Source organism: Sorangium sp. So ce693, assembly GCF_051521375.1.
Classification (GTDB): Bacteria; Myxococcota_A; Polyangia; order Polyangiales; family Polyangiaceae; genus Sorangium; species Sorangium atrum.
The window spans coordinates 3,878,272-3,896,731 of record NZ_CP150347.1 but is presented as its reverse complement, the minus strand read 5'-3'; the positions used below and the strand labels follow the sequence as shown (position 1 = coordinate 3,896,731).

The following is an 18,460-nucleotide window of genomic DNA, read 5'->3' as shown; positions in this document are numbered from 1 at the left end:
CCTGCCGCGTGACCGGATCACGCAAACGAGGCGCCGATCCCCAAAGCGTCGCACACAGGCGCTTGAGCGTCTGATATTGCAAGCGTGAGGGAGCATACATGACGAACCACGCTGGATTCACAATCGACTTCAGGACCACGGCGGGGCCGCTGGTCCTTGGTATCGCGCTGCTCGCGGGAGGCTGCGCGGAGGAGGCCGCGATCCACGAGGCGACGAGAGCATCGAGCGACCGCCTCGCCGCGGGCACGAGCAGGGCGAACGAGGATCTGGAGAAGCACGGGTCCTGGAGCGCGCGCCGCCGGTGGCAATCACGGGGTGTGGGCGGCGGGGGCGCCCTCTATTCGCCGTCTATCAACCCGCACGACGGCCGCGAAATCTTCATGGCAAGCGACATGAAGGGGGTCTATCGCACGAGGGATTTCGGCAGGAGCTGGACGACCCTGCACTTTCACAAGCTCCAGGGCGGCGTCCTCTCACAATTCCGCTTCACCGCCGATCCCGACGTCCTCTATGGGGTGAGTTACACGCTGTCCACGAACGGCATCCAGGACGTGGCCACGCTGGCCAAGAGCACCGACGGGGGGGCGACGTGGGACGCCGAGATCACGACGCCAGGGCGGCCAGGAGACGGCCACTACCTGTTCGTTGACCGGCAGGGCACGCGGCGGCTGCTCTTCTCGGACTCCACGGAGCTCTACTTCTCGCGCGACGGCGGCCGCACCTTCCGCTCGGTCCACGCGACGACCTGGCCGGGCGGCCTCCTGGTCGGCGGCGTTTACTGGGATGGGCGCGACATCTATGTTGGTACGAGCGACGGACTGCTCGTCTCGCACGACAACGGAGGCACCTTCGCCGTCGACACGTCGATCGGCGGCATGCCGGCGGGCGAGAAGATCGTCTCGTTCGCCGGCTCCGGGCACGGCAAGAGGACGACCTTCCTCGCGGTCACGTTCTCCGCGACGGACGGCGAAGGCAACGCCCTCATCAGCGCCGACACGACCGGCGGCGAGCTGGACGCGTACGCTGGCCTCTACCGGCTGAAGCTCGGTGAGAGGCGCTGGAAAGCCGCGACGTCCGGGCTCGGACCGGCCGACAAGCTCGCCTTCGTGGCGATGCCCGACGACAACGCCCGCGTCGCGTACGTCGCCGGCGGCGATCGCGAGAAGCTCTCGCCCATCGTCCTCCGCACGGTGAACGGCGGAGAGACCTGGCAGCACGTGTTCCGCACCGACCACAACGCCAACATCGACACCGGATGGAGCGGGTTCGAAGGAGACATGGACTGGGAGTTCGGCGAGTACGCTCTCGGCCTCTCGGTGTCGCCCACGGATCCCGACCGCGTGGCCCTCACGGATCTCGGCTTCGTCCACGTCAGCGAGGATGGGGGCAGGACCTTTCAGCAGGCCTACGTGAAACCAGCGGATGAGAACCCGAGGGGAGCGGACACACCCAAGTCCGGCGTTTACCGCACGAGCGGCGTCGAGCAGACGTCGGGCTGGTGGCTGACGTTCTACGACGAGGACACGATGTTCGCGTCGCTCACGGACATCCGCAGCGCCTTGAGCGAGGATGGCGGCGAGTCCTGGTCTCGCGACGGCGCGAACGGCCTGTCCCTGAACACCACCTATCACGTGGTCAGGCACCCATACACGGGGGCGCTCTACGCCGCGACCGGGAGCGTTCATGACATCTACCAGAGCCCCTACCTGCGCGACGCGCGCCTCGACGGAACGCCGAGCCGCCCGTCCAGAGGGGGAATCATGGTGTCCGCCGACAAGGGTGCCACGTGGTCGCTCTTCGCCGATCTCGGGCGTCCCGTCGTCTGGCTGGCGCTCGATCCGAACGATCCAGATCAGCTCTACGCGAGCGCGGTCAACAGCCTGACGGGAGGGATCTATCGCCTCGATCTGAGCGCGCCGGGGGCGGCGCCAGCCGCGCTCCCGGCCCCGCCCCGCACGCAGGGTCACCCCTACAACGTCCATGTGCTGAAGGACGGAAGCATCGTGGCCACCTACTCTGGCCATCAGCCCGGCAACACCCGGACGTTCACCGACAGGTCCGGCGTGTTCCTCCTCCAGCCTGGAGCTTCGGCGTGGGAGGACCGCTCCTCGCCCGAGATGCACTACTGGACCAAGGACATCGTCATCGATCCGAACGACAGGACCGAGAGCACCTGGTACACCGCGGTCTTCAGCCACGACGAGCGCTTCTACGGGGGGCTGTACCGGACCAGGGATCGCGGCGCGACATGGCAGCGCATCAGCGATCGATATCGCGTCGAGTCGTGCGCCATCGACCCGAAAAACGCGCACCGTATGTACATGACGACGGAGCGGGACGGGCTCTGGCTGACCGAGAACCTCGACGATGAGGCGCCGACCTTCGTGCTGGACGAGGGCTATCCATTTCACCATCCGGTGCGGGTGTTCTGGAACCCGCGCCGCTCGAAGGAGGCGTGGACGGTCAGCTTCGGCGGGGGCATGCGCTCGACGTTCGACCGCTGATCGCGCTCGAGCACCGAGGACGCCGTCCGACCGACGTCATCCGGGCGCTCGATGAGGCGCCCACGAGATCGTTCGCCGTAGTCGGCATCGACCTCCCCGAGGCGAAGACCTCTCGCCCTCCAAGGCAAGGGACATCCTGAACCGCTATCCATGCGCGGGCGGTGGAGCAACGGGGGTGTCCCGCCGGAAGAGCCTCCTCGTGACGGCGCGGGTCATGGCGAGGAGGTTCTCGCTGGTGAAGCGGAACCAGAAGCCGGCGTAGCAGCCGTTCGTGCGGAAGCCGGGGTTGGCGGCGGCGTAGCGCCGCGCGGCCGGGCGCTCGAAATAGCGCGGCGAATAGCGGCTCACCGTCTCCTCGGTCATGAAGATGTTGACGCGAACGAGGCCGGTCTCGTCGTCGACGTGGTAGTTGCTCTCCCTGGCGAGCTTCAGGAACGCCTCGCGCACCGCCTCGTCCTCCGCTGTGCCCCGCCGCTTCGGATCGAAGAGCTCGTAGCGCGCGAGCGCCTCGGTGATGGAGACGAACCCGAAGAGGCTGGCGATCGAGAGCCGGTAGAGGCGGGTCCGCGGCGCGCGGCGCTTCGTCTCGAGCAAGAACAGGAGGCCGGAGACGAGGTGCAGCCCGCGGGTCCGGAAGTCCGGCGAGATCCTGAGCTTCCCGCCGACGATGGCGCGGCTGCGGGGCAAGGCGAGCGGCGCGGTCTTCCAGAACTGGAAGCCGACGATCGCCCCCGTGTCGGCGCGGCGAAAGACATGCACGACATCGTTGGTCCTCGCGTGGACGCAAAAGTGCCCGAAGTCCTCTGCCATGAGCGCGTTCGAGAGGGCGTGGAGCTCACGCAGGCGCGGCTCGGTGAAGTCGCGCCGCTCGACGGTCTCGAGGCGGACGGCGGGGCGCAGCGGGGAGAGGCGGAGAAGGAGGTTCAGCATGGAGGGATCCGAGAGCGCCAAGACGGGCCGGTGTCCGCGGCGGCTGACCACCGCTCTACGGAGCGCGCCCTTCGGCACGGTAGCCCATTTCCTCGCGGAGGCCGAGGCTGCGGACGCCAAGCCGGACGCAGCCCCTTGTGTGCAGGGCGCAAGGCGTCCATCGCCTGAAGCTCAATCCATCATCTCCCAATTTCATCGAATCCCCAGTCGGCACGAACGGGAAGCAACGCCCACAAACATGGCGAGACCTCTGCCTTCAACGCCTGTCGCTGGCTGGCGACACGCGCACGAGCGGCTCACCCGACGGAACGATCATGGACTCTCTTACTTGCCCGCGAAGGCAGACAAACCACTTTTGGATTCGCAGCAGGACACGAAGACACCGAAAGGTCTTACCATGACGACACATCTCACCCCGCTTTTCGTGCTCGTCGGAGCGACGCTTCCGCTCGGCGTGGCCGCGCTCGCGTGCAACTCGGCCGACCGGGACGAGGGCGCAGAGCACGTCGCCTCCGCCGAGGATGAACTTCCCCGCCGCGGGCGATTCAGCGACTTCGAAGCCACCACAGAACGAAACACGCGCAACTTGCTCCAGCGAGGACAGGACATCTTCCGATTCGACACCTTCGGCGACGAGCAGTTCTGGGGCGGCGAGCTCCGGTTGCACGAGAGCATCGCCAAGGTGACTCCAGCTCAAGCGCTGGAGCTCGGACTGAAGGTGGACGCGGACGCGCTCCCGTCGCGGCTCCGGGACAAGATCGCGCGTGGCCAGGTGGACCTCGACGATCCCGCCGTCACGCTGAGCCTCCTGCAGCTCGATGCGATACTCGGGGTGACGGGCTTCTTCAACGACCACGGCAAGCTGATCTCCATCGGGCTCCAGTGCGCGTTCTGTCACTCCACGGTCAACGACTCCGTGCGTCCAGGCATCGGCACGCGCCTCGACGGCTGGGCCAACCGCGACCTGGACGTCGGCGCCATCATCGCTACGGCCCCGACGCTCCAGCCGATCGTCGACCTGCTGCCGAAGGTGCCCGCGGGCATCACCGAGGCAGGCGTGAGGGAAGTTCTGCTCAGCTGGGGGCCGGGCAAGTACGACGCCGAGCTGCTGCTCGACGGGAAGGCGTTCCAGACTGACGGAGGGCTCTCCCTCGCGACCTTGCCCCCGCCTGACGAAAGGACCTCCGCCGCGACCTTGCTCCCCAACGCGTTCGATATGGGCGGCGTCAACGAGCACACATGGACGGGCAACTGGGGCTCGGTGCCCTATTGGAACGCGTTTGTCGCCGTGACCCAGCTCCATGGGAAGGGTAATTTCTTCGATCCAAGGCTCAACGATCCCGTCAAGTACCCGAACGCCGCGGCCACCGGGATCTGGAATGTGGTCGTGGATCCGAAGGACGATCTCGTCACGTCGAAGCTCCCGGCGCTGCACTTCTACCAACTCGCGCTCCCGGCGCCGAAGCCGGAGCCGGGGCGCGATTTCAACGAGGAGGCCGCCGAGCGCGGCGCGAAGCTGTTCACCGGCAAGGCGAAGTGCACCGACTGCCACAACAAGCCGCTCTGGACCGATGCTGGCTGGAACCTGCACACGCCCGAGGAGATGAAAATCGACGCCTTCCAGGCGAACCGCGCGCCCGGCAACTCGTACAAGACGATGAACCTCGCCGCCCTCTTCGTCCGAGAGCTAGGGCTGTTCATGAAGCCGAAGAACAAGGGTCGCTTCTACCACGATGGCCGCTTCGCGACGCTGCTGGACGTCGTGCGCAGCTACAATGAGCGCTTCGATCTGGGGCTCGACTCCGGCGAGAAGCGTGACCTCGTGGAGTACCTGAAGTCGCTTTAGTCGGGCGGGCCGGGTGGAATGGGCGCCCCCAGACCGGCGGAGAGCCCGGATAATGGATGATGAGGGGCGCGAGGCAGCGCTAGGCCTCGAATGGCTGCGCCTCGTCTACCCCCCGTACAGGGCGTGCAGCGCCCGCGTGGCCTCGTCCGCGGCGATGTTCACCGGGTCGATCAGCGCCGCGTCCGGACCGAACGTCGTGCGCAGCGGCCGCTGGCCGTGCGGCATCTCCAGCAGCCTCAGCAGCACGCCCGCGAGCTCTTCCGGGGATGGTCCCTCCATGGTCTTGACCATCTCGAGCACGGCACGCGCCACGCCGCCGAGCGCCCCGTACTCGGCGGCGCGCGCCGTGTCGTCGTCCAGCCACATGTTGTCGAAGATCTTCGTCCGGACCATTCCCGGCTCCAAAATCACGACGTCGATCCCGAACGATGCGAGCTCACGCTTGTAGCCCTCGGCGATCATCTCCATCGCGGCCTTGGCCGAGGAGTAGAGCGCCGTGGTCGGCAGGGCGACGCGCCCACCGACGCTGGACGTGAAGGCGAGCACCCCGGTCTTTCGCCGGCGCATGTGCGGCAGCACGGCGCGACAGACGCGCTGCGTCCCGAAGACATGCGTCTCGAAGAGCCGTCGCAGCTGATCGACGCTGCTGCACTCGGCCAGCCCCATCACGCAGCCGCCCGCGTTGTTCAGGATCACATCGATCTTCCCCGTCTTCTCCACCACGGTCGCGACCGCCGCGGCCACGGAGGCGTCGTCCGTCACGTCGAGCGCGACCGTCTCGATGGGGATCCCCGCCGTCGCCAGGCCGACCACCTCGTCGCGCGCCGCTCGGTTCCTGCCGTCGGGATCGCGCATGCCCGCGAAGGCCACATACCCGTTCCTCGCGAGCGTCTCCGCCACGCTCCGGCCGATCCCCGTGCTCGCGCCCGTCACCAGCGCCACCCGCTTCGCCGTCATCGGTCCTTCCCTCCTCGGACGCAGAGGCCTCACCCGGCGCTCGTTGCCCCGCCGACGGTAATACACGATCCGACGAAAATTGAAATTCTGGCCAGAGATGTGCGGCAACCTCCAGCCAGAATCCAACTTCAAACCGGAGCCGCCGACAAACCGGAGCCGCCCACACCCCCTACGCCACGGCGAACCCGGCGCAGAGCAGGTCGTCAGGCCGGGACGACGAGCCGATGTGGACACGGAAATCCCCCGGCTCCACCGCGCGGCGCCCCTCCGCGTCGACCAGGGACAGCTCCGAGGCGGGCACGTCGAAGCGCACCTTGCGCGCCTCCCCCGCGGCCAGGCTCACGCGGCGGAACGCCTTGAGCTCCTTCTGCGCCCATGTGGACGACGTCACCAGATCTTCGATGTACAGCTGGGCGATCTCGACGCCCTCGCGCCCGCCAGCGTTGGTGATCGTCACCTCGAACGACGCCGTGCCGCCTCGCTCCACGCTCGGCGTCAGGACGTTCAGATCGCCGTAGGTGAAGCGCGTGAAGCTCAGGCCGAAGCCGAAGGCGAACGCCGGCTCCTGCGTGAGATCCGCATAGCGATTCCCGTGCTGACCGCGGGCCTGGTTGTAGAATATCGGCTGCTGGCCCACGTGGTAGGGGAACGAGATCGTCAGCTTGCCAGAGGGGTTGATCTTCCCGAACACCGCCTCGGCCACGGCCCGCCCGCCCATCATCCCCGGATTGAAGGCCTCGAGGATCGCCGCCGCGCCGAGCGCCGACCGCGGCAGGACCAGCGGCTTGCTGTTGACGAGGACCACGACCGTCGGAACGCCGATCCTGGCGATCGCGTCCGAAAGGGCCCTCTGGCCGCCCATGAGCTCGAGGGTCGCCGTGCTCTTCGTCTCGCCGATAAACTCGATCCGATCCCCCAGGACCAGGACCACCACGTCGGCGCTCCGGGCAAGCTCCACCGCCGCAGGGATGCCGGACTCGTCCTCACTGACGACCGAGCAGCCCGCCGCATAGACCACCTCGCACCCCGAGGGCGCGAGCTCCCGTATCCCATCCACGATCGTGACGATGCTCGATCGGGGGTGCTCCGGCCCGTTGCCGCCGCTCATCTGGCCCGAGCCGAGCGACCAGTCGCCCAGCTGGGCGATCGCGTCGTCCGCGTTGGGGCCGATCACCGCGATCCGCCGCGATGGCCTCGACGCCGCGCCCTCCGCGAGCGGCAGCAGGCCGTCGTTCTTGAGCAGCACGAGAGACGCCCGCGCGACCTCCAGGTTGAGGTCCCTGTGGGCCGCACACCCGATGATCTCCTGGATGCGCTGCTCGCTGCTGTACCCGGGGTCCTCGAAGAGCCCCAGGGAGAACTTGAGCGACAGGACGCGCCGGACGACCGCGTCGATCTCGGCCTCGGCCAGGAGCCCGCGGCGCACCGCCTCCTGGGCGCCCTCGTAGAACTGCGGCGTCGCCATCATCAGGTCGTTGCCGCTCCGGACAGCCACCGTGGCCGCCTCGGCCATGTCCTTGCAGACCTTCTGATCGAGCACGAGATTGCCCACGTTGTTCCAGTCGGTCACGAGGATCCCCTCGAACCCCCACTCCTCCTTGAGGACCTCCGTCAGGAGCCAGCGGTTGGCGGTGGCCGGGATCCCGTCCATGGACTGATATCCAGTCATGAAGGCCATGCAGCCGCTCCTCGCGGCCCGCTCGAAGGGCGGCAGGAAATACGAGCGCAGGTAGCGCCGCGAGATGTTCGCCTCCGAGGCGTCACGGCCGCCCAGCGTCTCCGAGTACCCCGCATAGTGCTTGGCCGTGGCCAGCACCGCGTCCGGATCGTCCAGGCCCTTGCCCTGATAGCCCTTGATCATCGCGCAGGCGAGCTCTCCGATGAGGTGGGGATCCTCGCCGAAGGTCTCCCCCACCCTGCCCCAGCGGAGATCGCGCGTGAGGCACAGGACGGGAGAGAACGTCCACTTGAGGCCCGTGGCCCGCATCTCGGCGGCGGTCACCCGCGCGACCTGCTCCAGGAGCCCCGTATCCCAGCTGCAGGCCATGGCGAGCTGCGTGGGGAAGATCGTCGCGCCCGCCCAGAAGGAATGGCCATGGATCCCGTCGTCGGCCATCAACACCGGAATGCCAAGTCGGGTATCCAGCGCGCGCCGGATCGCCGTGTCAGCGTCCTTCCCGTTGCAGTGCAGGAGGCTGCCGACCTTCATCCGCCCGATCGCGTCCTCCAGATCTCCCTGGGCGTCGAGCTGCATGAGCTGCCCTACCTTCTCGTCCAGGGTCATCCGACGCAGGAGGTCTTCCACCCGCTTTCCCACGGGTTGCTTGGCATCTTTGTAGAGAGGAGCGTCGTTCATGGGTTCTCCTGACCACGATGGGGAGCGCACGGCAACAAGTCCACGGTGGCGCTCGTCGCCTTCGCAAGCGCCACGGAGCGTGGCGGTGGGGCACTTCGGCTGAAGGTGGGGTCTTTCAAACCGCCAAGTCGCCACAAGACGCCAAGATTTTGTGGTTTTCTTGGCGTCTTGTGGCGACTCGGCGGTTCCATCCTTCGACCAGGATGGGGGGAATCCCCCCACCGCCACCGAGCGCAGCGCGCGGGCTCCCTCGAGCGCCGTGTGCCGGCCGGACCGCGCGCCGCCAGAGACCCGGGACCCGGCCCTCGTCGACTCAGACGCGGAGCACGGCGCTGCCCCACGTGAGGCCGCCGCCGAGCGCGCACAGCAGCACGTGATTTCCGGGCAGGATCCGGCCGTCGCGGAGCGCCTCGTCGAGCGCCATGGCGACCGAGCCCGCGCAGGCCCCGGCCGCGCTGGCGCCGTCGACCCCGCCGAGGACGCGCTCAGGCGGGCACCCGAGGCGCTCGGCGAGGAGGGCGACGAGGTGCGGGTCGGCGTGGTGCGGGATCACCCAGTCGACGTCCGCGGGCGCAAGCCCGGCGGCGGCGACCGCCGAGAGGGCGTGGGCCCCGAGGTGCTCCTCCGCGGCCTGCCGCAGCTCGGGCTGCTTCACGCGCAGGTATTGCCGCCGGTCGGCGAGCCGCTCCACGGTGAGCGGCTCCGCGGATCCCCCGCCGGGCACCTGGAGCACATCGGCCTTCTTCCCGTCGGCGCGCAAGCCGACGCTGAGGATCCCGCGCCCGTCGCCGCTCGCCGGCCCGATCACCACCGCGCCGGCGCCGTCGCCGAACAGCTGGGCAGCGGCCCTGTCCCGCGGATCCAGGCGGCGGGAGAGCAGGTCCGCGCCGATGACGAGCACGTGCTTCATGGTCCCGGCCGTCACGAACTGGTTCGCCACCGACAGCCCGTAGAGGAAGCCCGTCAGCGACGCGGAGAGGTCGAACGACGGGATGTGCTCGGCGCCGAGCTTCTGCTGCACGTACACCGCGGTCGCCGGCATCGGCGCGTCGCCGCTCGAGGTGGCGAGGATGATCATCTCGAGGTCGCGCGGCCCGATGCCGGCCGCTTCGAGCGCCGCCTTCGCCGCCCGCGCCGCCAGGTCGCTCGTCCTCTCGCCGGGCGCGACGCGGCGCCGCTCGTCGCTCGCGCCAGGGTCGCCCGCCGCGCCGTCCGCCGGCGCGCCCGCCTGCGCCTCGCTCGTCGGAGCGGCGAGCGGCAGGGAGCGGCCTGTGCCGAGGATGCGCGCGCGTGGATTTCTGGCATCGGACGTCATCGGGAGCGCAGCCTACATCAAGGGCTGCTCGTTGGAACGGGCGATCGTGCCCTGCCGCTCGGTCCACGGAATGCTTGAGTCGCGGACGCGCTCCGGTACATAAAGCGCCTCGATGGCTACGAGCTCCGAAGACAGAGACCGCCCCGACACGGACGAAGCGCCTCCCGGCGAGGCCGACGCGCAGGACACCCGCAACGAGGACGACGGCGAGGGCCGCGCCGCTGCCGGCGCCGACGCAGCGTCGCCGGCCAGAGCCTCGCGTCCTGCAAAGCAGGCTGGCGCAGCGCGGCGCCCGGCCGGCAAGAAGCCCGGCGCGCGGCCTCGCGCCGCCGCCCAACCGCAGGGCGGCTCGCTCGGCAAGAGCATGATCCTGTTCCTCATCATCATCGGCGGCCTCGCCGCGGCCTTCGCCTATTTCGGGCGTGAGCCCGCGGCCGGCACGGCCGGCCCCAAGTGGAAGACCGGGGACAAATCCCAGGTCGAGGTCACCCTCGTGTCCACCGACATCAAGGATCTCGCCTGCTGGTCGGCCGAGGAAATCAACGGCCGGCACTGCGCGTTCGAGTCGCCCACCAAGGGTTGGTCCAAGGGCGATGCGGACGACAAGAAGCTGCTCCGTCCTTACACGACCACGGACCGCGTCCAGTTCCTCGCCTCCGGCCTGTGGAGCGAGCCCGCGCTCACCGACGGCAAGCTGCCGTCCGCACGGTTCGCGGTGAAATGCACCTACACCGTCGAAGGCAGGATGAAGCGGCCCGGCATCCGTTGGTCCAGCGAGGGCGCATGGCTCGACAGGACCGATGACTGGTACACGGGGCTCCTGTCGGACTGCAAGCTCATCACCCCCTGATGTCGCAGGCGCCGTTGCGTTCCTGGTCGTGACGCGCCGACCGCGGCGTACGACGCAGCGCATGCAGCCGGCGCTGCGCCGTGTGCCATACCCCCCTCGTGTGGCCACGACCCTCCGTGGTAGTGTGATTTTCGGCTTGGAGGTGCTCATGCCCTGTCATCGGGTGATCGCATTGCTGTTGTGGTCCGCATTGTTCGCCGTCGCTGGATGTGAAGCTGACCCGGGCACCGTGAACAATCTGCCGACCTATGTCGTCACCGCGTCGAGCTCCTCCAGCGGGGGCGCGGGCGGGGAAGGCGGAGCGACCACCACCGTCGCGACGACGAGCACAGGGGGCGAGGGCGGCATGGGCGGCGAGGGCGGCACGGTGTGCACGTGCGAGCCCGGGCTCTCGTGCTGTGGATCGGAGTGCGTCAACCTGGCCGGTGATCCGCGCAATTGCGGGTCGTGCGGCACGACCTGCACCGAGACTCAGGTCTGCATCCAGGGCCAGTGCGCGAATGCGTGCGCCCCCGGCTTCGGGTGCGAAGAAGGCCTCTGCTGCGGCGTGAGATGCTGCCGCGCCGGCGAGATCTGCTGCGACTACGGCGACAGCGCCGACGCGCCCGACCTTCACTGTCAGGCGACCGCGAACGGCACCTGCCCCCTCGCCTGCAGCGGCTGCGAGAACTGACGTACCTCGATAGCGGCGCGCGGCGCATCAAGCAGCGCCGCGCGCCGGCGCATCGCGCGCGCCGCGCCTCGTGTGCGGGATGCGACTCGCGCGCGTCCGGCGGCGCCGCGCGTCGGCGCATTGCGCGCGCCGCGCCTCATGTGCACGGAAGGCGGCGCATCGCGCGCGGCGCGCCTCGTCTGCGCGCCGCGCACGCCACGTCGGCTCACGGCTTCTCGAAGATCTTGCCCGGGTACTTCCGCTCGAAGTGCCCCACCACGCCCCGGCCGATCGCCACGATGGTGAGCCCTGCGATGCCCATCTTGATGGCCGGCCCGATCACGGGGACGAAGCCGACCGCCCGGGTGGCGAGGAATTTCAAGCCCTGCCCGAGGATCGCGAAGCTCCCGCCGGCCGCGGTCGTCACCACGGATCCCACGTTCTCGCCGTAGATCTCGCCGACCATCGCCATCATGTGCGTCTCGATCGCGACGAGCCCGGCGGAGGTCGAGATCGGGAGCGGAAGCGCGGCGAACGCCGCCCCGCCGATCGCGTAGCGGTGAACCCATCGGAGAGCTTCATCCCTGCACGTCGTCATGTCCCGAGGTTGCCGCAAGTCTCGCCATCCGTCCATCGAGCTCCGCACTGACGGAGCGAGCGCGTCGATGGCCCGGAACCCCCGCTCTTCTGTGCGCTGCCTTCCCGTGCCGCGGGAACCGCGCGTGCATGGCCGTCGCTCGGCTCGACCTCCGCGCTCGCGCCGGAGGGCGGTGCCCGAGGCAAAGCGACCCCGCGAGGGGATGTTGGACCATCGGAGCCCGTGGCGATCCGGGCTCCAGGAGGTGCCCATGACAGCTCGACGCGCGCTCTTCAGCCTGCCCCTCCTCTGCGCCTGCGCCGCCTTCGCGGCGCACGGCGCGGAGCCACGCCCCTCCTCGCCTGGAGCGGGGCCGCCGACCGGCCCTGCGCCCGCAGAGACGCCCGACGCCGAGCGCGTCCCTCTGTTCGAGGGCATCGGCGCTCTCCATCACCCCGTGACGACGTCATCGCCGCTCGCGCAACGCTATTTCGATCAGGGGTTGCGGCTCGTCTACGCGTTCAACCACGACGAGGCGAGGCGCGCATTTCAGGAGGCCGCCCGGATCGATCCCGGCCTCGCCATGGCCCGCTGGGGCATCGCGCTCACGCTCGGCCCGAACATCAACCAGCCGGCCGACGCGGCGCGGGAGCGGGCCGCCCTCGATGCCATCGCGGAGGCGCGCGCGCTCGCCGCGTCCGCGAGCGAGCGCGAGCGCGCGTACATCGACGCGCCGGCGGAGCGCCACGCTTCAGCGCCGGGCCGCGACCGGGCGGCCCTCGACCGCGCCTACGCGAGCGCGATGCGCGAGCTCGCGCGCCGCTTCCCCGACGACCTCGACGCGGGTGTCCTCTTCGCCGAGGCGCTCATGGATCTGCGCCCGTGGGATCTCTGGACGCCGGACGGCCGGCCGCAGCCGGAGACCGACGAGATCGTCTCCACGCTGGAGGGCATCCTCCGGCGCGATCCCGAGCACGTCGGCGCGAATCACTATTACATCCACGCGGTCGAGGCGTCGCGCGCGCCGGAGCGGGCGTTGCCGAGCGCCGAGCGCCTCGGCGGTCTGGCCCCTGGCGCTGGGCACCTCGTGCACATGCCGTCGCACATCTTCATGCGCGTCGGTCGCTACGCCGACGCCTCCGACGCGAACGAGCAGGCCGTGCTGGCCGATCGCCGGTACCTCCGCGAGCGGCGGCCGGAGGGCATCTATCCGATGATGTACTTCCCTCACAACCTCTATTTCCTCTCGGTCTCGGCGAGCATGGAGGGGCGCAGCGCCGTCGCCGTGCGCGCCGCGCGAGAGCTGGCCGACGCGGTCCCCGACCACAACGTCCGGCACATGCCGATGCTCGAGATGTTCCGCCCTGCGCTGCTGTTCGCGCTCGTCCGGTTCGGACGGTGGGACGACGTGCTCGCGGAGCCGGCGCCGCCGCCCGAGCTGCGGTACACGACGGGGATATGGCGCTATGCACGCGGCCGCGCGCTGGCCGCGACCGGGCGCCATGACGATGCCGCGCGCGAGGCGGCGGCGCTCCGGGCGATAGCGTCCGAGAGCTCGGACGACGCGACGATCGGCAAGAACCGCGCGAAGGACGTGCTCGAGATCGCCTCGCTCGTGGTCGAGGGCCAGATCGCGTCGGAGCGCGGCGACACCGGCGCCGCTGCCCGCCTGCTCGAGGACGCCGCGCGCATCGAGGACGAGCTGCGCTATTTCGAGCCGCCGGACTGGCCCGAGCCGGTCCGCCACACGCTCGGGGAGGTGCTCCTCAAGGCGGATCGCACGCGCGACGCGGAGGCGACTTACCGGGAGGACCTGCGCCAGAACCCGCAGAATGGCTGGTCGCTGTGCGGGCTCGAGCGCAGCCTGCGCGCACAGGGCAAGGAAGAGGACGCAAACGCCGCACACGCGCGCTTCAAGCTCGCCTGGGCGCGAGCCGACCTGCGGCTGTCCGGGTCATGCCCGTGAATGTCCGGTCTCGAGCGGCTGAAGACGGCGAGAGAGGCGCGCATTGCCGGCGCGCACATCGGAGCATCTGCTAGGTTGGTGGGGTGTTGCGCGCGAAGCTTGGACACTCGGCGCTCTGGTGTCTTTTCTCTCTCGCCTCCAGCCTGTGCGCCGTCTCGCTCTTCGGCTGCGAGAGCACCAACCTGCCGCCGTATACCAGCCTCCCGGGGGAAGGCGCCGGCGGCTCGGGGTGTGCGCCGGGGCAGATCAGCGGCGCCAGCGGATGTGCGCAGGTGGGCATTCCGGGCTGCGTCGACGCGTTCGTCGACGAGGACGGCTTCTGTCGTCCCACGCTCGCGAAGTGCTCGCCCGGGACGATCCCGAAGCACGACGAGGGCTGCATTGAAGTCGGGATCCCCGGCTGTGCGGCGGAGTTCGTGGAGGGCGGCGCCTGTCATCCCACCATGGCCAAATGCCCGGAGGGAACATTCGCGGTCCCGCAGAAGGGCTGTGTTTCCATCGACGGCCCGGACGGCTGCGGCTCGATGCCGTGGGGCGAGATCGTCGAGGCCCCCGGCGATCTCCATGTCGATCCTGCCTACGAGGGAGGAGACGGCGACGGGTCGCGGGAGAGGCCGTTCACGACGCTGGCGGAGGCGCTGGCGAGCGTTCGGGCGGACGGGCGCGTCGTCCTGGCCGAGGGCGAGTACGACGAGCCGATCGAGATCACGAAGCCCATCGAGATCGTCGGGCGGTGCGCCTCGCGGGTGGTGCTCCGGGGCGAGCAGAGCGATCCCAGCGGCAACGTCAGCGCGGTCTGGATCCACGACGTCGAGCGGGCCGGCGTGAGCGGCGTGAGCGTGCTCAGCGCCTCGATCGGGATGCTGATCCAGGCAGCGGCGGTCTCGGTGCGCGACATCCGGGTGACGGGCGAGAGCGGCAATGGACTCGTGGTCGCGCTCCCTGGCGCGCGCCTCGACCTGTCGCGCAGCCTCATCCAGTCGTCGTGGGCGGACGATGGAGCGGGCGAGGTCTGGACGAGCGTGCTCGTCGTCTCCGGGGCCGAGGCGCGGCTCACCGAGAACGCGCTGGTCGGGGGCACGGTCAACCTGCGGATCAGCTCGGAGGCAGCGGAGGTGGTCGCGGAGGGCAACCTGCTGGAGGCAGCTGCGCTGCGGTCGGTAACGAGCGACGGCGTCGGTGTGCACCTCGAGGAAGGCACGCTCCGGCTCGACGCGAACGCGCTCGTCGACCATCGCCTGGGCGCGCTGGTGACGGGCGCCGGCGCGGAGCTCGTGGCGGCGCGCAACCTCATCGCCGCCCCGGCAGACGCGGCGCCCGAAGCCGGCGGCCTGGCCGTGGAGCATGGCGCGCGCGCCTCGCTCGCCTCCAGCGTACTGTCAGGGGCGTGCGATGCGCTGCTCGTCGTCGCGGACGCCGATACGGCGGTCGAGGCATCGGGCAATCTCTTCGACGGCGCGGCCGCCTCGGAGAGCGATCGCCTCGGAGTCGCCGTCGAGCAGCGCGGCGGAGCGCTCTCGCTGTCGTCGAGCCTCGTGCGCCAGGCCGGCGACGCTGGGCTGTTCGTCTCGGGCGGGACGCTCTCGGCGAGCGGCGTCGTCATCGAGGGCACGCGCGCGAGCCCGCTGCACCGGGATCGCGCCGCCGGCGTGCTCGTGCAGGGTGGCCGCGCCGCGCTTGCGTCCGCGTATGTCCTGGAGCCCCACGTCGCGGGCGTGTCCGCGTCCCAGGGCGCGACCCTCGAGATCGCGGACAGCCTCATCGAGCGCTCGCTGCCGGAGGAGCGCGACGGCACGGGCGGCGTCGGCCTGCTGAGCGCCGGGGCGGCGCAGGTCCTCGTCCAGAGGTCGGCCGTGCTGGAGAGCCGCGTGGCGGGCCTGCTGCTGGCCTCGCCGAGCACGGTGGAGGACACGGCCATCCTCGGGGTCGAGGGCGGAACGTTCTCGGCCCTGAGCGCCGGTGGGCAGACGGAATCGGTGCCGGACCTGGGCGATGGACTCGTGGTCCTCGGCTCGACGGCGCAGGTGAGCTACGTGCAGGTGCATCGCTGCGCGCGCGCCGGTTTGCTCTTCAGCGACAGCCGCGGCGCGCTCGTGAGCTCGGAGTCGACCGGCAACCGGTTTGGCCTCGTCGTGCAGGGCGCGCAGGCGCCGTCGGTGTCGGAGGACAACAGCTTCGAGGGCAACCAGGAGAGCGATCAGCTCACCGGAGGCACGCTCCCCGTCCCGAGCAGCGCCACGCCCGCCCCGTGAATGACGATCGCTCGTCGAGCGGCGCGGGAGCGGCGCCGCCCGGCCCGGACAGACGTCGGGCCCGTCGCGGCGACACGCGCGCGACGCGCTCGCGGATGTCGTGTTGAGATCGCGAGGCGCGCGTCGAGGCGCCTCGCGCAGCGACGGTTTGCGTCGCCGAGAGCTTGCGTCGATGTCGCGAGAACGACGTCGGTCAGGGCTCACGATCGCGTCAATGACGACGATCGCGCACCTCACGGACTTCCATCTCCTCGAGGCGGATCACGACCGGCGCCGCGGCGCCGAGCGGTGGCGGCTTCGTTACCTGAGCTTCGGCCGCCCGATCGACGCAGCGCAACGCCGGCGCCGCACGCTGGCCGCGCTCGTCGAGGCGTGGCGGACCGGGGCGGACCACCTGGTGCTCACCGGCGACCTGACGGAAGACGGGACTCCTGCCCAGTTCGAGGTGCTCGCGGCCGTGCTGGCCGAGAGCGGTTGGGACCCGGCCCGCGTCACGTTGGTGCCTGGCAACCACGACGCGTATACCGAAGGCGCGTGGGAGCGCGCGCTGGAGGGCTGCCTCCGCCCCTTCGCGGCGACGAGCGGGCAAGGGAAGGCCGTCGCGCTGCCCGGGGCTGTCGTGGCCGCCGTCTCGACCGCCATGATGCAACCGGTGACGCGCTCGGCGGGCGCGATCGCGGCCCGCGAGCTCTCGTGGATCGCCTCGCTCGCCGCCGAGACGCGCCGCTCGGGCGACGCGCTCGTGCTCGCCCAGCACCACCCGCCGCTCCGCCATCCGATCGGAGCGATGCAGTGGCTGGACGGCCTCATCAACAGCGCTGAGCTCATGGCATTGCTCCACGAGCACGATCACCTTCACGTGATCCACGGCCATACGCACCGAGACCACGACGCGCCGGTGCGCTCAGGCGCGCCGCCTCGCATCTTCTGCGCTCAGGCGCTCGTGGACGGACCTTCACCGCTACGCCTCTACCGTGTGCGTTGCGGGCGCCTCCTGTCCGAGCGGGCGCGCGTTCGGAGCGGCGCGTCGGCGTTCGCGCAGGCGTAGAATCTCTCACACGCACTGCAGCGCGCGTTCCCCTCATCGCGCTCTTTTCGCCCAAGACGCGGCTCGTATAGAGTCCTCGTCCGATCATGAAATTCACGCGCTTGCTCAGGTGTACGATCACCGTCGTTGCTCTCTCGACGTTCGCGGCCCAGCTGGGCTGCGGCGGCGCCGCGCCCACGTCCGTGGCGCCCGTGATGGTCGACGCCGAACCTGTCGAGACGTCGAGCCCGAAGATGAGCTCTCGTTCCGAGATCGGCGGCATGAACGAGGAGAAGGTGCAAGCGGCGTTCGAGCGCGTGTCGCCTCGGCTCTCGCGCTGCTATCAGAAGGGCGTCCAGCGGATCCCCTATCTCGGGGGCGAGATCCGCTTCAAGGTCCGGGTGACCGAGGAGGGCACGGCGCGCTGGGCGTTCGTGAAGGACTCGAACCTGGGCGATCGCGAGACCGAGGCGTGCATGCTGAGCGTCCTGAAGGCGACGAGGTGGCCGAAGCCGGTCGGCGGAGAGGGTCTGGCGGAGAACAGCTTCACCTTCGAGCCGAGCAGCGACGAGCGCCTGCCGGTGCCCTGGACGCCCGACCAGCTCGGGACGCCGTACAAGAAGGCGAAGCCGACGCTCGCGACGTGCCGGAGCCAGGCGGGCGCCAGCCAGCTCAAGGCCACGCTCTACATCGACACCGACGGCAAGCCGCTCAGCGTGGGCGTGTCCAGCAACGACGAACGGGGCGAGGAGGCGGCCGAGTGTGTCGCCGGCGCGCTGCGCGAGATCACCTTCCCCTCCCCTGGCAGCTATGCATCGAAGGTGAGCGTCGACATCAATTGACGTGACTGACGTGACGCCGCGGACCGAACGCAGCGACCGCCCGCACGCCGGGCTGGCCGCTGGCGGAGGTATCCGGTGGCGGCCCGCTTCGCGCTGCGACCGGCCCTGTCCGACGCGGAGGCGGTCGCAGGGTTCGTTCATTGGGCGCGAAATCTACCGCCCTTGCTGGCAGCGCGCGCCGCGGGACTGCGCTACGCTCTCGTCGTGGGCAAGGTCCTCCGGCAGATCCTGGTGCTCTTGTGGAAGGTGGCTCGCCTCGTCCTGTGGAAGTGGCTGAAGCCGCGCCTCATGAAGTTCGCGATGATCACGGCGGCGCTCGTCGGGGTCATCCTGCTCGTGGTGGCCGTGCTCGGCAGGCTTTAGCGGCGAGCGCGGCTCGCCTGCGC

The 18,460-nt window shown here is 69.8% G+C and carries 14 protein-coding genes; 9 read left to right on the top strand and 5 right to left on the bottom strand.

All coding sequences use genetic code 11. The features are described 5' to 3' along the window. Positions 1 to 98: 98 nt before the first annotated feature. The gene (locus WMF14_RS14905) at positions 99 to 2,504 is read left to right on the top strand and encodes a hypothetical protein (RefSeq protein ID WP_437801586.1); all 2,406 of its coding nucleotides are present in this window, start codon (positions 99 to 101) and stop codon (positions 2,502 to 2,504) included. Positions 2,505 to 2,648: 144 nt separating this feature from the next. Here the strand turns inward: WMF14_RS14905 and WMF14_RS14900 are convergent, their stop codons facing one another. Then, entirely contained in the window at positions 2,649 to 3,434 is a 786-nt protein-coding gene (locus tag WMF14_RS14900; protein ID WP_437801584.1) for a hypothetical protein, read from the bottom strand. A gap of 397 nt (positions 3,435 to 3,831) precedes the next feature. Here WMF14_RS14900 and WMF14_RS14895 point away from each other — a divergent pair, with 397 nt between their 5' ends. Further along, positions 3,832 to 5,280: a hypothetical protein gene (locus tag WMF14_RS14895; RefSeq protein ID WP_437801582.1), complete on the top strand. Its 1,449-nt coding sequence runs from the start codon at positions 3,832 to 3,834 to the stop codon at positions 5,278 to 5,280. Between the two features lie 105 nt (positions 5,281 to 5,385). Here the strand turns inward: WMF14_RS14895 and WMF14_RS14890 are convergent, their stop codons facing one another. The 3 genes from WMF14_RS14890 to WMF14_RS14880 form a co-directional block, all read right to left on the bottom strand. Next, a complete protein-coding gene (locus tag WMF14_RS14890) occupies positions 5,386 to 6,237 on the bottom strand; it encodes an SDR family NAD(P)-dependent oxidoreductase (protein WP_437801580.1) in 852 nt (283 codons plus the stop codon). A 169-nt stretch (positions 6,238 to 6,406) separates the two neighbouring features. Continuing rightward, a complete protein-coding gene (locus WMF14_RS14885) occupies positions 6,407 to 8,593 on the bottom strand; it encodes a glycoside hydrolase family 3 N-terminal domain-containing protein (protein ID WP_437801578.1) in 2,187 nt (728 codons plus the stop codon). Between the two features lie 313 nt (positions 8,594 to 8,906). Then, a complete protein-coding gene (locus WMF14_RS14880) occupies positions 8,907 to 9,908 on the bottom strand; it encodes a 3-oxoacyl-ACP synthase III family protein (RefSeq protein ID WP_437801576.1) in 1,002 nt (333 codons plus the stop codon). Between the two features lie 112 nt (positions 9,909 to 10,020). Between WMF14_RS14880 and WMF14_RS14875 the strand changes: the two genes are divergently transcribed. Next, a complete protein-coding gene (locus WMF14_RS14875) occupies positions 10,021 to 10,758 on the top strand; it encodes a hypothetical protein (protein ID WP_437329296.1) in 738 nt (245 codons plus the stop codon). Positions 10,759 to 10,987: 229 nt separating this feature from the next. Continuing rightward, a complete protein-coding gene (locus WMF14_RS14870; RefSeq protein WP_272103534.1) occupies positions 10,988 to 11,431 on the top strand; it encodes a hypothetical protein in 444 nt (147 codons plus the stop codon). Between the two features lie 205 nt (positions 11,432 to 11,636). Here WMF14_RS14870 and WMF14_RS14865 read toward each other — a convergent pair whose 3' ends face one another. Further along, positions 11,637 to 12,008: a hypothetical protein gene (locus WMF14_RS14865; protein WP_272103532.1), complete on the bottom strand. Its 372-nt coding sequence runs from the start codon at positions 12,006 to 12,008 to the stop codon at positions 11,637 to 11,639. A gap of 250 nt (positions 12,009 to 12,258) precedes the next feature. On the opposite strand from WMF14_RS14865, the gene WMF14_RS14860 reads away from it, so the two are divergent. From WMF14_RS14860 to WMF14_RS14840, 5 genes are all read left to right on the top strand, one after another. Further along, positions 12,259 to 13,953: a hypothetical protein gene (locus WMF14_RS14860; RefSeq protein WP_437801573.1), complete on the top strand. Its 1,695-nt coding sequence runs from the start codon at positions 12,259 to 12,261 to the stop codon at positions 13,951 to 13,953. Positions 13,954 to 14,036: 83 nt separating this feature from the next. Then, positions 14,037 to 16,205, top strand: coding sequence for a DUF1565 domain-containing protein (locus tag WMF14_RS14855; protein WP_437801571.1), 2,169 nt, complete (start codon positions 14,037 to 14,039; stop codon positions 16,203 to 16,205). Between the two features lie 214 nt (positions 16,206 to 16,419). Further along, a complete protein-coding gene (locus WMF14_RS14850; protein ID WP_437801569.1) occupies positions 16,420 to 17,253 on the top strand; it encodes a metallophosphoesterase family protein in 834 nt (277 codons plus the stop codon). 86 nt (positions 17,254 to 17,339) lie between these two features. After that, the gene (locus WMF14_RS14845) at positions 17,340 to 18,074 is read left to right on the top strand and encodes an AgmX/PglI C-terminal domain-containing protein (RefSeq protein ID WP_437801567.1); all 735 of its coding nucleotides are present in this window, start codon (positions 17,340 to 17,342) and stop codon (positions 18,072 to 18,074) included. Positions 18,075 to 18,278: 204 nt separating this feature from the next. Continuing rightward, positions 18,279 to 18,437, top strand: a complete 159-nt coding sequence (locus WMF14_RS14840; protein WP_272103522.1) for a hypothetical protein — start codon at positions 18,279 to 18,281, stop codon at positions 18,435 to 18,437. Positions 18,438 to 18,460: the final 23 nt, after the last annotated feature.